A 15,258-nucleotide genomic window follows, 5' to 3' on the forward strand; every position below is an offset into this window, starting at 1 on the left:
TGCACAGACTTTTTTTATGTTCTTATATTACAAATAATTTCAGATTACAACAAAGAATAAAGGCGGTTTATCTATTCAAGATAAACCGCCTTCACTATAACGTAATAGCTATTATTTATTCAGCAACTACTTCGAAAGGAATTTCTACAGAAACTTCCTTGTGAAGCTTAACAATAGCTTTATAGTTACCAACTTCTTTCACAGCGTCTTTCACAACGATGATCTTTCTGTCGATTTCGTGACCCAATTTAGCCAATGCTTCAGCAATCTGAATGTTGCCAACAGAACCAAAGATAGTACCTGTTGAGCTAACTTTAGTTGCAATAGTCAAAGTAACGCCTTCCAACTTAGCAGCAACAGCTTCAGCATCTTTTCTGATTTTCTCAAGCTTGTGAGCACGTTGTTTCAGTTCTTCAGCCAACATTTTCTTTGCAGAAGGAGAAGCGATGACAGCTTTTCCAGTCGGGATCAGATAATTACGACCGTATCCGGATTTCACGTTTACGATATCGTTCTTATAACCCAAGTTTACTACGTCTTCTTTTAAAATAATTTCCATACTTTTCCTCCTTCTTATTTCATCATGTCAGTTACATAAGGCAGTAATGCCAAGTGACGAGCTCTCTTCACAGCCTGCGCGATACGACGTTGGAACTTCAAAGAAGTACCTGTGATACGACGCGGAAGGATTTTACCTTGTTCATTCAAGAATTTCTTCAAGAATTCAGGATCTTTGTAGTCGATGTACTTAATACCGCTTTTTTTGAAACGGCAATATTTTTTCTTCTTAACGTCTACTGACGGCGGAGTTAAGTATCTGATTTCTGATTGAACTTGTTGTGCCATGATTAATCCTCCTTTTTGTTTGATTTAACACTTCTTCTTTTTGCAGCATATTCAGCAGCATACTTATCCATCTTGAAAGTCAAGAAACGGATAACGCGTTCATCACGACGGAAGTTTACTTCCAACTTGTCAATTACAGTAGGATCTGCATTGAACTCAATCAGCTGATAGAAACCTGTAGACTTCTTCTGAATTGGATAAGCCAATTTCTTCAGTCCCCAGTTTTCTTCATTGATAATCTCAGCACCTTCAGCTTGAAGAATACCTTTGAATTTCTCTACCGCTTCCTTCATCTGAACATCAGATAAAACGGGAGTTAAAATGAAAACGGTTTCGTATTGATTCATACTTCGTTTAATTAAATAAATTATTTGATTTAAAAATGCGGGTGCAAAGTTAGGCAATTTATTTTGAACTGCAAACATTTAATCTTTTTTTGTATCAAGAAGATAGGATTTATCCCGGAAGTAACTAACTTTGCAAAGTTGTTTAAACAATAATTTCATGATAGAGCAATTTAACTTCGACATCCGGCTTATATTTGCCATATTAAATGGTAAAGTTTCTGCGGCAATTAACCGGAAACTATACCGTAACTTCCGCCAGAACGGTTTAGAAATCAGCCCGGAGCAATGGACGGTACTCATTTTCCTATGGGAAAAAGACGGTGTTACACAACAAGAGTTGTGCAATGCAACTTTTAAAGACAAGCCCAGTATGACCCGTTTGATAGATAATATGGAACGGCAGCACCTTGTTGTCCGTATCTCGGACAAGAGAGACCGCCGCACCAATCTGATTCATCTGACCAAAGACGGCAAAGAACTGGAAGAAAAAGCGCGCATTATTGCCGGACAGACTTTGAAAGAAGCGCTTCACGGCATTACTCTCGACGAATTGAGTATCGGACAGGAAGTATTGAAAAAGGTATTCTTCAACACGAAAGATTAAACAGAGAAACAACCGTTTAAATCATAAAATCCACTAAATCCTATCTTTATAATGGATTTTTTATTTAAATAATTTCGCTCGTTAAAGAATTATGCTTTAATTTGTGATTGGAATATAATAATCTATTAAAATACACACACATGAAAGGCTTATTAAAGAACTTGGGATTGATTTTAATCTTGGTCGGAGTAGTCATCCTGCTGGCTTGTTCCTTTACAGGCAATGTAAACAACAATGCCATATTGGGCAGCTCAGTAGTATTAGTAGTACTGGGACTCATTTCTTATATTGTTATCAATAAGAAGATCGCTGATTAATCTCACAAAAATCAATAAAAAATCCCGGAAACGAATGTTTCCGGGATTTTTTATTTCAGTTATCAAGAAGTAAATCGCATTAAGATTCAACTTCCGGCGTAATCAGCTTGTAGCCTTTTCCGTGAATATTGATAATCTCGATAGAATCATCTTCTTTCAAATGTTTACGCAGTTTCGTAATATACACATCCATACTGCGGGCATTGAAATAATTATCATCAATCCAGATAGTCTTCAAAGCAAAGTCACGCTGCAAGATTTCATTTGCATGTGCGCAAAGCAAGCCGAGTAACTCAGATTCTTTTGTAGTCAACTTAGTCTGTTTACCCTCCGTTGCCAGAATCTGCTTCTGGGTATCAAAAGTAAACTTACCAATCTTATAGATGTTACTTTCTTTGTTCTTCTTTCCACGAACACGTCTTAAGATCGCTTCAATCCTGAATGTCAGCTCTTCCATACTAAACGGCTTGGTGATATAATCATCCGCACCAATCTTAAATCCTTCCAGAATATCTTCTTTCAGCGTTTTTGCTGTCAGGAAAATAATAGGAATTTCAGCGTTCGCTGCACGGACATCCTGTGCCAATGTGAAGCCATCTTTCTTAGGCATCATTACGTCAAACACGCACAAGTCATATTTATTCTTCAAGAAAGCCTTATAACCGGCGTCTCCATCAGGATATAACTCAGCAGAATAACCTTTTGCCTGTAAATATTCTCTTAAAAGCATGCCAAGATTTTCGTCATCCTCGCATAATAAAATACGCAGTTTCTCGTCCATATCAATTATTTTTTAATAAAGGTAATGCAATAATAAATTTAGTTCCTACATTCAGGTCACTTTCAGCCCGGATGGTTCCTTTATGATCGACAATAATTTTCTTCACATAAGCCAATCCCAGTCCAAAGCCCTTCACATCGTGCAGATTACCCGTATGCACACGATAGAACTTTTCAAATATCTTTTTCAGGTTTTCCTTCTTGATACCGATACCATTATCCTGTATCGAAATCATCAGTTTACCCGATTCATTCCATGTTCTCACGTTCAATTCCAAATCCTCGTCCGGCTTTTTATACTTCACCGCATTATCCATCAGATTAAAGATGACATTCGTAATATGCATCTCGTCTGCAAATATAACAGGATCGGTCGCCTCAAGGTTCGATGTTATCTTTCCATTATACCGTTCCACTTTCAAGGCAAAGGTATTGACAACTCCCGTTATCAGTTCGTTCGCATCGATTTCCTTCATCTTCAAAGTTGCCTTCTGCCGGTCGAACATCGACATTTGGAGCACCTTTTCCACTTGAAAACGCAGGCGTTTGGTTTCATCATTTATAACCCCCGATATATGCTGGAACATCTGCGGAGATTTTCCGACCGCCGGATCTTTCAACATCTGCGCCGCCAGCGAAATGGTGGAGATCGGAGTCTTAAACTCATGCGTCATATTATTGATAAAGTCGTTCTTCATCTCCGTCAATTTCTTCTGACGGAACACGATATAAATCGTAAAAATGAATGTCACCAACAACACCATTGTAAATATCAACGACGGAATCATGAAACTGATCGAATCAAAAAGATAGTCTCTTCTTCCCGGAAAATGTACGTTCAGTACACTCATCTTCGCAGGCGGATCATTTTTAAACAAAGCCTGCTGGTACACTTCATCATTTCCCTTCGGATCATAATCCGCACAACGATAGACTTCCTTTCCATCCTTGTCAATCACCGTAAAGTGAAAAGGCAGGTCTATATTATTATTATACAGATTCGATTTCAAGTAACCGTTTAAATCACCAAACCGTACTCTATCTCCGATCGACTTGTCACTTGCCCGATAAATCATCTGCCAGACCACTTCATTAAGTAGCTCACGTTGATACATATATCGGTTCTTGATAGCCTCAATCAGTGAACGCGAAGTCTCCGGAATCGTTTTTGATCCTCTATAAGGAGAGATCATAGCTTTCGGAAGTTCGGATGGTTTGGTAGTCATCACCTTCAATTCAAAATCCGTATAAACCTTTCCATCTTTAGACTTCATCGTAAAACGTTGCGTCTGCTGAACCATATTATTCTGTTGCAGCGAAGGATTGTTCTCAATCAACGCTTTTCTTTCCGCTTCAGAAATATCCTCAATCAACCAACGTTGCGTTTCCGCATATTCCACATCCTTAGAAACCTGATCCAGACTATTGCGCACAGCCATATCGAACTGTTCCTTCCGGGTTTTCATCATTTCCTCAATATAACTGACCTGTAAATACAGTAAACTGAGGAATGAAAGCCCCATTACAACACCTAATATCCAAATTGTTGACTTCTTCATAGCAACAAAATTAACACTCCCTAATTAACACTCCTAATGCATTAACTTGATTTAACCGGAACTTCCCGGAAATTAACCGTATAGAGCCATTTAGGTTGTGTTTTGATTACTACAACAATAAAACCCCTACTTTGGTTTGCAAATTTAATAAAAAATTAAATCTTTTCCTTGCGTTTTTCCATCTTTATTAATCATAGTTAAACAAAAACCGCCACCTTTTACTTAAAAAAGATGACGGTTTTAACAGTATTAAGAGAATTACACGTTATTCTTCTGTCTGCTTAGCTTCAAAATCCTTAATCAACTTATCCTGAACATCCGTCGGAACAAGCTCATAACTAGAGAACTTCATGATAAACGAAGCACGTCCGCCGGTCAGCGAGCTAAGAGCTGTAGAGTAAGACGACATTTCTTTCAGAGGTACTTTTGCAACCAGTTTCTCAAAGCCCTTCTCGCTACTCATACCCATAATCATGGCACGACGTCCCTGAAGGTCCCCCATCACATCGCCCATTCTGTCAGACGGCACAAATACTTCCACATCATAAATGGGTTCCAGAATCTTCGGACCTGCATTCTTAAAGGCTTCACTAAAGGCATTACGTCCGGCAAGCATGAAAGAAATTTCATTAGAGTCCACCGGGTGCATCTTTCCATCATATACAATCACACGTACATCACGAGCATACGAACCTGTCAACGGTCCTTGTTCCATACGAGACATGATTCCCTTCATTATGGCAGGCAAGAAACGTGCATCGATAGAACCACCGACGATACTGTTGATAAACACCAGTTTACCTCCCCATTCCAATGGAACTTCTTCCGTACCTTTCACATTAATCTTGAACTCCTGTCCGTTGAATTTATACGTATCGGGCACAGGCATACCTTCTTTATAGGGTTCTACAATCAGATGAACCTCACCAAACTGACCGGCACCACCCGATTGTTTCTTGTGACGATAGTCGGCACGCGCAGCTTTCGTGATAGTTTCACGATACGGAATCTTCGGTTCCTCATATTTCACCTGGAGTTTTTCATTGTTTTCCAGGCGCCATTTCAACGTACGGAGATGGAACTCGCCTTGCCCATGCACTAAGGTCTGTTTCAGCTCTTTAGACTGTTCGATAACCCAAGTCGGATCTTCCTCACGCATACGGTTCAAGATAGTCATCATCTTTTCCACATCCGCTTCATTCACCGGTCTGATGGCACGAGAATATTTTGAGTTCGGATATTTGATAAAGTTAAATTTATAATCGCAATCTTTACCATTCAATGTATTACCGGTTTTCACATCTTTCAGTTTCACAGCGGCACCGATATCACCCGCCTGAAGTTCCTCCACTTTTATGCGGTTACCACCGGCTACCACATAAATCTGCGCAATACGTTCTTTCGAGCCACGATCGGCATTCAGAAGATCGTCTCCTTCATGAACCTTACCGCTCATTACTTTAAAATAAGAAACCTCACCGATATGCGGCTCCACACTGGTCTTGAAGAAATAAAGAGATTCCGGTCCGTTGGCATCCGGAGCTACCTCCTTGCCTTCCGTGTTCTGAACTTTCGGCATTTCAGAGACAAAAGGAACAACGTTGCCCAAGAACTCCATCAAGCGGCGAACGCCCATATCCTTACCTCCACAGACACAAAACACAGGGAACATACCTCTGGCTATCAATCCCTTACGGATACCTTCGCGCATTTCATCCTCCGAAAGAGATTCCTGTTCAAAGAATTTTTCCATCAGTCCTTCATCATTTTCAGCAGCAGCCTCGACCAATGCTTTGTGCATTTCCATAGCCTTATCCATTTCTTCTGCCGGAATATCTTCAATCGTCGGGGCGCCTCCTTCAGGCTTCCACGAATATTTCTTCATCAACAGCACATCAATCAAAGCATTAAAGCCCGGTCCTGTGCTGATAGGGTATTGAATGGGAACAACCTTAGAGCCATAAGCCTCTTTCAATTGTTCGAGGATATTATCATAGTCGCATTTTTCATTATCAAGCTGGTTGACTAGAAAAATAACAGGTTTATTCAGCTTTTCTGTATATCGGAAGTGATTTTGTGTACCGACTTCAACGCCGTATTGGCCATTGAGAAGAATAATTGCAGTGTCGGTCACATTTAATGCAGTTACTGTACTGCCTACAAAGTCGTCCGAACCCGGACAGTCAATAATATTAAGTTTTTTATTATTCCATTCTACATGGAGAACGGTGGAGAAAACGGAGTAACCATACTCTTGTTCAACAGGGAAATAATCACTAACAGTGTTTTTAGCGGCAACAGATCCGCGACGTTTTATAACACCACTCTCGAAAAGCATCGCTTCCACGAGAGTGGTTTTCCCAGAGCCAGAACTTCCTAACAAGGCAATGTTCTTGATTTCATTAGTCTGATATACTTTCATAATATATAAGATTTTAGTAATTACTCAGTATGTTTCTCACATACCATTAATTTGTGATGCGCAAATTAGGGATTAATTAGGGGAAAAGCAACACTTACGGTGGTGTTACTAAACAATGTTATGTAACACATCTTTATCATGAACCTTTTTACTTGAATATAAATGGAATTCTAACGCTATTCAGTTATTTGGCAAACAGTCTTTTGATATATCAGATAATAATCTTACTTTTACAGCCACAAAATCCAAACGGCATAGCTATGGCAGGTATTTATCTCCACATCCCTTTCTGCAAGACTCGTTGCATCTATTGCGATTTTTACTCAACTACACGCAATGAACTGAAATCACGCTACGTACAAGCACTCTGCCGGGAGTTGGAAATGCGGAAAGAATATCTGAAAAGAGAAGATATAGAAACCGTTTATTTCGGCGGTGGAACTCCGTCGCAACTGGGAAAGGAAGATTTTGAACTGATATTTGAAACCATCCGGACACATTATGGACTGAACCATTGCCAGGAAATCACTTTGGAAGCCAATCCCGACGACCTGACATCCGAATATCTAGGGATGCTTTCTTCTCTCCCGTTCAACCGTCTAAGCATGGGGATACAGACTTTCGATGACAATACGCTCAAATTACTAAAACGACGCCACAATGCCCGTGCTGCCATTGAAGCCGTCAGCAGATGCCGGGAGGCAGGATTCCGTAATATCAGCATTGACCTTATATACGGACTGCCGGGCGAAACAGAAGAACGTTGGGAAAATGATCTCCGACAGGCTATCGCCCTAGATGTGGAACACATCTCTGCCTACCACTTGATTTACGAAGAAGACACACCTATATATAATATGTTAAAACAACATCAGATATCGGAGGTGGACGAAGATTCCAGTTTGGACTTTTTCACGTTACTGATAGAGCATCTGCAGAAAGCGGGATTTGAACATTATGAAATTTCGAATTTCTGCCGTCCGGGCAAGTACTCCCGCCACAACAGTTCTTACTGGAAAGGAATACCTTATCTAGGGTGCGGACCGTCGGCGCATTCTTTTGACGGGATGACACGGGAATGGAATGTTTCTTCTATTGATGCATATATAAAAGGTATAGAGGAAAACAACCGTGCCTTTGAAATCGAATATCTGGACCAAACAACCCGCTACAATGAATTTATTATCACTACAATACGTACCACATGGGGAGCTCCGATAGAAAAGCTGAAACAGATGTTCGGTAACGAGATGTGGGAATATTGCCGAAAAATGGCTGCACCTTATTTGGATAATGGGAAATTGGAAGAACATAATGGAGCACTGCGACTGACCCGTAAAGGGATATTCATTTCCGACAGCATCATGAGCGATTTGCTTTGGGTAGATAATTAAAAGATTTATCTTTGCAACCAAAAATACGTACGAACTATGTTTATTATCATCGGAATCATGCTGACAGGAATGCTTATCGGCTACCTTCTACGCAGCAAACGGTTGACATGGATACACAAAATTATTACGCTCCTTATATGGGTACTACTATTCCTGCTTGGAATAGATGTCGGCGGAAATGAAGCCATTGTTAAAGGATTACACACACTTGGAATTGAAGCTGCAATCATTACTCTTGCAGCCGTCATAGGAAGCATTTTATGCGCATGGGGGCTATGGAACCTATTATATATAAGGAATAAAAGAAAGGAGACAGAAGCATGAAAGGCAGTCTGATTATCATCTCTTTCTTCATTATCGGTACCCTCTGCGGAGTTTATCATCTCATTCCGTATGACTTCACCGACAGCAAACTCAGTTTCTACGCCCTCTGCGGATTAATGTTCTGCGTAGGTATCAGTATCGGCAACGACCCGAACACACTGAAAAGCTTCCGTTCACTGAATCCCCGTCTCCTCTTTCTACCCCTTATGACAATAGCGGGAACATTGGCCGGTTGTGCCGTAGCAGGCGCTTTCATGAGTCAAAGAACGCCTCTTGATTGCATGGCTGTGGGAGCCGGTTTCGGCTACTATTCACTTTCCAGCATATTTATCACCGAATACAAAGGGCCGGAATTAGGAACAATTGCGTTACTATCTAACATTATGCGAGAAATCATCGCATTACTCGGAGCACCTTTACTGGTAAAATACTTCGGCAAACTAGCCCCTATTTCCGTAGGTGGGGCTACCACAATGGACACCACCCTTCCTATCATAACACGATGTTCCGGAAAAGAATTCGTCATCATCTCCATCTTTCATGGTTTTGTGGTAGATTTCAGTGTTCCTTTTCTAGTCACCTTCCTTTGTTCAATATCATTTTAACAGCAATATCATCTAAAATACAGAAATATTTCATCTTCGTTTTCGCACACGCACAGCAATTACATAGTATAAATAGTATTTTCGTATCAAAAAAGCAGTTGATTTCTTGATTTACATCAAGAAATCAACCTAAAAAGTATCTTTTCCCCTCCTTTATTTTTGTGTTATAAAACATATTCCTACATTTGCATAGGTAAAAAGAAAAACTAAGCGCTTAGACAATATTTTCAATAGGTATTAGATTTATTTTTAAGAATAGTTTTTAGGTATAACAATTAAAAAAGTAGGTATTATGAAACGTATAGGATTAACATTAGTGGCAGTATTCTGCCTTGCTGTTACAACATTTGCAGGAGAAAATCAACCTACAACTACAAGATGGGAAGGTAACATCAATGTAAATAAACTAGGTAAATATTTAAATTTGAACTCTGCGCAGAGTGAAGAAGTAGGATACATCTGCGATTATTTCTCTACACAGATGTCAAAAGCCACAACAGCAAAGAAAGATAAAGAAGCAAAATTGCGCAATGCTGTTTACGGCAATTTGAAACTGATGAAGCAAACACTTAGTGCCGAGCAATATGCAAAATATGCTGCACTGATGAACATCACCTTGATGAACAAAGGTATTGAACTGAATAAGTAAATATTGATTAGTACGCATAAGAGAGAGAGTGTAGGTTCTTTATTGAACCGCACTCTCTTCTTTTTTATATCATTTGATGGTTACCATTGTTGCCCCAAATCCATATTCCTGAAAAGAGGCATCCTGATAGCGGCAAGTGTTATATTTCCGTTTTAATTCATCAAGAACAGCTTTCCGGAGTACACCATCGCCCTTGCCATGAATAAATACAATTTTCTGTTCGCGTTTATTCTTATAGTTTTCCATTACTTCGCGAAACTTATCCAATTGATAATTCAGAATTTCGCTATTACTCATTCCCCGAGTATCATCCAATAGAGAATCGATATGAAGGTCTATTTCAACAATATCATTCTTACTGCCATGATTAGGCTTCACAATAGGTTGCGACTTGGGTTTATCTACAGATTTTTTCTGCAATAAAGCTACCTGAAGTTCCTCCGCTGAAACATAAACCTGCTTGGCAGGTATATCATCTTTCACAATATTATAAATCAGAGCCGGTTCTTCAAAAAAATCAGAATCGCTAAAGGTATGAAGTTTATAGAACTTCACGGTATCAATCCGTAATTCCACGCTAACAGCCGGTTTGATAGCCGCAGGCCTACCATCCTTGAAAGCAATCAACTGAACGGCCACCCGCTCCATATCATTCAGTACATCTTTTGTGAATTCCTCCAACAACAATTTCGTATTAGGTTCTACCAACCCGTGCGAACGATTCTTCCAAGCTTTTCCTTCTGCACTCAAATAAGTGTAATACAAATAATAATTGCTATCATTTACCAAATAAGTTTCGAAAGGAGTAGTCATCATAGCCTTTGCATCTTCAGGCACATAAGCCAGAAATACATTCAGCGTATCTCCTCCCTTCACTTCCGGCTGGCGTTGAATGACGGGCATCTCCGGTTTTACCGGTTTAGCAGGTTCCTCTTGTTTTGGAGCAGAAGAAGTCGGCTTACGCTTCAAATTATAGTCATCCGTTTCAATTACTACACACTCACGTATCGGCATCGGAATATCAAATCCATCCGCATCTTCCACCAACACAAAATCCTTTCCCTGGAATCCGGTTACGATTCCACCGCCTACCTCACTAAGAAAGCGTACTTTATCTCCTATTTTCATTATTTCAATTCAATTTAAGTTCAAACTAAAAACAAGTAACAAAGATAGATATTTCTATGAGATTACAGGAGAATTCACTTTTAAAAACAAAAGATATCTCCTTATTTATATTTTGTTCTAACTTTGCCTCATAAATCAAATAACTCTCTTTTACAATCACAGAAGATGAATCAGTCTATTAAAGTCATAGCTTTCGACGCAGATGATACACTTTGGAGCAACGAACCTTTTTTTCAGGAAGTTGAAAAGCAATATACAGACCTATTAAAGTCTTATGGGACTCCGAAAGAAATTTCGGCCGCACTTTTTCAAACAGAAATGGGAAATCTGAAATTACTCGGTTATGGAGCTAAAGCCTTTACCATCTCTATGGTTGAAACCGCATTACGTATAAGCGAACAAAAAATCACCGCCAATGACATTCAGAAGATTGTTCATCTGGGCAAATCGTTGCTCCAACTGCCAATCGATCTTTTGCCCGGAGTAAAAGATACGCTTAAAACGCTGAAGGAGAGTGGAAAATACAAGCTTGTAGTTGCCACTAAAGGAGACTTACTGGATCAAGAAAACAAATTGGAACGTTCCGGATTATCACCTTACTTTGATCACATCGAAGTGATGTCCGACAAAACAGAAAAAGAGTATATCCGCATGTTGAACATTCTACAAATTACCCCTTCCGAACTTTTAATGGTGGGAAATTCGTTAAAATCGGATATTCAACCTGTGCTTACACTCGGCGGATACGGAATACATATTCCTTTTGAAGTAATGTGGAAACATGAGGTAGTAGACACATTTACACACGAACGTATGAAACAAATTAAAAGATTCGACGATTTATTGCCTTTGCTTACGGATACAGCAACAGTTCATTTTTAACCCATAATGAACTGTTTATACCTTTCCTTTGCCCAACTTAATAGAACCTCATCTACAAAAGTTTCCGGCTGAAACCATGTATGTTCGATAGATATACTTTTCTTCTGAGGGCCCTTGTTCCAGTTTCCTATCACCTGCCCCTCATGAAGAACAACCGGATAAAACAGACCATTATTCGTAAATGCTTTTGCATAATGCTCTTTAGGCAAAACGTCTGTCCGGTCTTTATACCCAAGCAAATACTCATCATAAGAAGGAAGAAGATGTAAACTTCCGAAGACTTTTCCGCGAGTCCGGCAATCTTCATGAATATACCATGTCTGTCCATTCCATTCTTCCGCAGTCAATTCTGAATCAATCAGATAGATAGCTTGCCGTGCTTCAGTAACAGGCAGTCCCGACCACCAGACAAAATCTTGTAAAACAGCGGGAGCATGACTCTGAAAATAGCTTCTGCCCAAACGAACCAAAGATTCATCTTTTGTCAGTTCGGGCATTGGCGGAACACGTTCTTCCAAAAGCGCATACGTACATTTACTTCCTTTATCTTCCCCACTACATACAATCCCCACCTGCTCCGCACGTGTCATAAAGCGGGTCATACGATGATTATCCGCCACAATTCCCAAACGGCTAAAATGTTCAGCAATCTCCTGCCTTGTCAGACTCTTTTTCCCACTAAGAATCTTTTCCAATAACCGATAGCTTTTCGCATAAAGTTCTTCGGAGATATCCAGATTATGCCCTTTCGCATAAGATTCATTGGCAGCTATCACACGCTCGGCAGAAAGTTTCAACATCCATCGGATATCCTCTGCCGCTACCAGATGCCATGTCGGACGCATTACATGAGTCCTCAAAATCTCACCCTCGCATAACGCTTTCTCCACAGTCTGAATCGTTGCCGACTTCAAACGCATTCCTACTGCCCACTTTACCATGGAATAATTCTGCGCCTGCATGGCTCCCATCCAAGAAACCAATTCTTTTGGATTACGAAAAAGCGGGTTCAATAGCTGCTGGTTCAGTAGACGAATACGAGGTATATTCATATTATTAATAATTCTATATTACAGGACAAATATAGAGTTTATTCATTAAAAACAGCCGTAAAAGTTAACAAATGTGTTACTCCAATAAAAAGTTTTCCTGTAAATCAGCATCACTACTTCCCCCTACCCAAACTGTATATTGCCCGGGTTCAGGTTTACAAAGCATATTTATACCATAAAAAGCTAAATCATCAGGACATAAAGTAAACCGTACAACCCTACTCTCACCTGCTTTTATACTAACACGTTGAAATCCTTTTAACTCCTTTATCGGACGAATTATAGAACCAACAAGATCCCTTACATATAGCTGAACAACTTCTACTCCATCAATATTACTATTATTTTTTAATGTAACACTCACCGTAAGAGAATCCTGCATTCCAATCTTATTCTTGGAAAGGGTCAAATCGGAGTAATCAAATTTACTATATGATAGTCCATAACCAAATGGAAATAAGGGAGCTCTCCCCGAATCCAAATAACAAGAGACATCTCCTACCGAACTTTGCTTCTCATCCGACTTGTCATAAAGCGTTCTCACATAGTTAGGAGCAGGACGCCCTGTATTATTATGATTATAATATAAAGGAATTTGCCCTACCTCTCTGACAAATGTAACCGGCAACTTTCCACTAGGATTAACCCATCCAAATAACAAATCCCAAATAGCAGGGCCTCCCATTGTTCCCGGATGGAAACAATATAACAATGCATCCACATAAGGTAAATCACGTTCAATAGTCAAAGGTCGTCCTGCCATAACAATAGCCACTACCGGTTTCCCAATATTCTTTACTTTCTTCAGTAGCTCAGACTGTCGACCTATTAAATTTATATCAGACAAAGAATGGGCCTCTCCGGAAAGCCTTGATTCTTCTCCTACAAATACAACTACAACATCAGCATTCTCAACCGTTTGCTTAATCTTTTTAAAATCAACCGTATCATTATCTGTTGTTTTTTGTAAAATAGGCTCATAAATATATTGAATATCTTGATACTCCATAATATTTTTTAAAGCTCTAACCGGAGTTATCGTATGATCAGCCTCTCCATCAAAAACCCATGTTCCTAACTGATCATAAGGGGCATCGGCCATAGGCCCTATAATAGCAATCCTTTGTGTTTCTTTAAGCGGTAAAGTAGAATTACTATTCTTCAAAAGCACAGCAGATTTCAATGCTGCTTCTTTAGCTGCCCTCAAATGTTCCTCCGAGTAAATCGTACTTTTGTCGGATACAGTCAAATAACGATTATCAAATAGTCCCAGACGAAATTTTATATTCAGAATATAACGTACAGAAGTATCAATATCAGCAACGCTTACTTTGCCTCCTTCAACTAACTGCTTCAAATATTTGACATATAGTTCAGTATTCATCTCCATATCCAATCCGGCATTAGCAGCAAGCCTAGCTGCATCTTTTCCGTCAACAGCAAATCCATGTGTTATCATTTCTCCCACAGAATTCCAGTCTGAAACAATCAGTCCGTTGAAGCCCAACTCTTTCCGTAAAACTTGCTTTAAAAGATATTCATTACCAGATGAAGGTATTCCATCATTATCATTGAAAGAAGTCATTACAGTAAGTACTCCTGCGTCTATCGCTTTTTGGAAGGGTACCAAATAGGTATTTCTCAAAGCATACGGAGTAACACTTGTGCTGTTATAATCTCTTCCCCCTTCTACAGCTCCATATCCGACAAAATGTTTTGCACAAGCTGCGATAGAATTCGATTCTATCAAATCATTTCCTTGAAATCCTTTCACCATGGCTTCTCCCATCAGAGAAGATAAATAAGGATCTTCTCCCAAACTCTCGGCAATCCTTCCCCAACGAGCATCACGGGCAATATCTATCATCGGTGCAAAAGTCCATTTTATACCATGTTCCGAAGCTTCTATTGCAGCTATACGAGCACCAATCTCTGCCACTACCGGATCGAAAGAAGCTGCTTGCCCTAAAGGAATAGGGAAAATTGTCTTATAACCATGAATAACATCACGTGCAATAATTAATGGAATCTTATGTTTACTTTTTTCCGCAGCCTTTTGCAGAACATTAATCGCTTTAGGATCAGTAACGTTCAGCAAAGAACCAATCTCTCCTCTTTCAACTCTTTGGAGCAGTTCATCACTCAAACCATCAAAGCTCACTTGATTCATTTGACCGATTTTTTCTTCCAATGTCATTTGTTCTAATAATTTTTCAACTACTTTCTTATAATCATGTTGTCGGGCATATATATCATGACATAGTACCATACATAATGACAAACAAACTAAACCAAAACATCTAAATTTCATTTTTTTATTTTTCTCTTTCATATACACCTCATTAAAAA

At 39.5% G+C, this 15,258-nt stretch carries 16 protein-coding genes; 7 read left to right on the forward strand and 9 right to left on the reverse strand.

What is annotated here, in order from left to right; translation table 11 throughout:
- Nucleotides 1–115: 115 nt before the first annotated feature.
- The 3 genes from rplI to rpsF are packed head-to-tail and all read right to left on the reverse strand — an operon-like array spanning nucleotide 116 to nucleotide 1,193.
- Complete coding sequence (gene rplI, locus ACNOGP_RS00065) at nucleotides 116–559, reverse strand: 50S ribosomal protein L9 (protein WP_186967456.1); 444 nt, start codon at nucleotides 557–559, stop codon at nucleotides 116–118.
- A 14-nt stretch (nucleotides 560–573) separates the two neighbouring features.
- On the reverse strand, nucleotides 574–846 hold the full coding sequence (rpsR, locus tag ACNOGP_RS00070; RefSeq protein WP_004307964.1) for a 30S ribosomal protein S18: 273 nt from the start codon (nucleotides 844–846) through the stop codon (nucleotides 574–576).
- 2 nt (nucleotides 847–848) lie between these two features.
- Nucleotides 849–1,193, reverse strand: coding sequence for a 30S ribosomal protein S6 (gene rpsF / locus ACNOGP_RS00075; RefSeq protein WP_005678718.1), 345 nt, complete (start codon nucleotides 1,191–1,193; stop codon nucleotides 849–851).
- Nucleotides 1,194–1,350: 157 nt separating this feature from the next.
- Here rpsF and ACNOGP_RS00080 point away from each other — a divergent pair, with 157 nt between their 5' ends.
- Both ACNOGP_RS00080 and ACNOGP_RS00085 read left to right on the forward strand, forming a co-directional pair.
- The gene (locus ACNOGP_RS00080) at nucleotides 1,351–1,797 is read left to right on the forward strand and encodes a MarR family winged helix-turn-helix transcriptional regulator (RefSeq protein WP_007751940.1); all 447 of its coding nucleotides are present in this window, start codon (nucleotides 1,351–1,353) and stop codon (nucleotides 1,795–1,797) included.
- A 140-nt stretch (nucleotides 1,798–1,937) separates the two neighbouring features.
- Entirely contained in the window at nucleotides 1,938–2,114 is a 177-nt protein-coding gene (locus ACNOGP_RS00085; RefSeq protein WP_007767078.1) for a hypothetical protein, read from the forward strand.
- A gap of 79 nt (nucleotides 2,115–2,193) precedes the next feature.
- Here ACNOGP_RS00085 and ACNOGP_RS00090 read toward each other — a convergent pair whose 3' ends face one another.
- From ACNOGP_RS00090 to ACNOGP_RS00100, 3 genes are all read right to left on the reverse strand, one after another.
- Entirely contained in the window at nucleotides 2,194–2,895 is a 702-nt protein-coding gene (locus ACNOGP_RS00090; RefSeq protein WP_007757824.1) for a response regulator transcription factor, read from the reverse strand.
- Between the two features lies 1 nt (nucleotide 2,896).
- Nucleotides 2,897–4,453 (reverse strand): sensor histidine kinase, encoded by a 1,557-nt coding sequence (locus ACNOGP_RS00095; protein ID WP_418213750.1) that lies wholly within the window; start codon nucleotides 4,451–4,453, stop codon nucleotides 2,897–2,899.
- 265 nt (nucleotides 4,454–4,718) lie between these two features.
- Complete coding sequence (locus ACNOGP_RS00100) at nucleotides 4,719–6,875, reverse strand: elongation factor G (protein ID WP_143865210.1); 2,157 nt, start codon at nucleotides 6,873–6,875, stop codon at nucleotides 4,719–4,721.
- Between the two features lie 260 nt (nucleotides 6,876–7,135).
- On the opposite strand from ACNOGP_RS00100, the gene hemW reads away from it, so the two are divergent.
- From hemW to ACNOGP_RS00120, 4 genes are all read left to right on the forward strand, one after another.
- Complete coding sequence (hemW, locus tag ACNOGP_RS00105; protein ID WP_418213751.1) at nucleotides 7,136–8,269, forward strand: radical SAM family heme chaperone HemW; 1,134 nt, start codon at nucleotides 7,136–7,138, stop codon at nucleotides 8,267–8,269.
- A 36-nt stretch (nucleotides 8,270–8,305) separates the two neighbouring features.
- A complete protein-coding gene (locus ACNOGP_RS00110) occupies nucleotides 8,306–8,593 on the forward strand; it encodes a LysO family transporter (RefSeq protein WP_287663840.1) in 288 nt (95 codons plus the stop codon).
- Nucleotides 8,590–9,198: a lysine exporter LysO family protein gene (locus ACNOGP_RS00115; RefSeq protein WP_287663839.1), complete on the forward strand. Its 609-nt coding sequence runs from the start codon at nucleotides 8,590–8,592 to the stop codon at nucleotides 9,196–9,198. The genes ACNOGP_RS00110 and ACNOGP_RS00115 overlap by 4 nt, the downstream gene beginning before the upstream one ends.
- A gap of 292 nt (nucleotides 9,199–9,490) precedes the next feature.
- Nucleotides 9,491–9,847: a hypothetical protein gene (locus tag ACNOGP_RS00120; protein ID WP_418213752.1), complete on the forward strand. Its 357-nt coding sequence runs from the start codon at nucleotides 9,491–9,493 to the stop codon at nucleotides 9,845–9,847.
- A gap of 69 nt (nucleotides 9,848–9,916) precedes the next feature.
- Here the strand turns inward: ACNOGP_RS00120 and ACNOGP_RS00125 are convergent, their stop codons facing one another.
- On the reverse strand, nucleotides 9,917–10,975 hold the full coding sequence (locus tag ACNOGP_RS00125) for a DUF2027 domain-containing protein (protein WP_418213753.1): 1,059 nt from the start codon (nucleotides 10,973–10,975) through the stop codon (nucleotides 9,917–9,919).
- A 165-nt stretch (nucleotides 10,976–11,140) separates the two neighbouring features.
- Between ACNOGP_RS00125 and ACNOGP_RS00130 the strand changes: the two genes are divergently transcribed.
- Complete coding sequence (locus tag ACNOGP_RS00130; RefSeq protein WP_418213754.1) at nucleotides 11,141–11,857, forward strand: HAD family hydrolase; 717 nt, start codon at nucleotides 11,141–11,143, stop codon at nucleotides 11,855–11,857.
- On the opposite strand, the gene ACNOGP_RS00135 is transcribed toward ACNOGP_RS00130, so the two are convergent.
- Nucleotides 11,854–12,909 (reverse strand): winged helix DNA-binding domain-containing protein, encoded by a 1,056-nt coding sequence (locus tag ACNOGP_RS00135; RefSeq protein WP_418213755.1) that lies wholly within the window; start codon nucleotides 12,907–12,909, stop codon nucleotides 11,854–11,856. The two genes, ACNOGP_RS00130 and ACNOGP_RS00135, sit on opposite strands and share 4 nt — an antisense overlap.
- A gap of 76 nt (nucleotides 12,910–12,985) precedes the next feature.
- Nucleotides 12,986–15,241, reverse strand: coding sequence for a beta-glucosidase BglX (gene bglX, locus ACNOGP_RS00140; protein ID WP_418213756.1), 2,256 nt, complete (start codon nucleotides 15,239–15,241; stop codon nucleotides 12,986–12,988).
- Nucleotides 15,242–15,258: the final 17 nt, after the last annotated feature.

Origin of the sequence: Bacteroides difficilis (assembly GCF_048319815.1) — a bacterium.
GTDB classification, from domain to species: Bacteria; Bacteroidota; Bacteroidia; order Bacteroidales; family Bacteroidaceae; genus Bacteroides; species Bacteroides zhangwenhongii.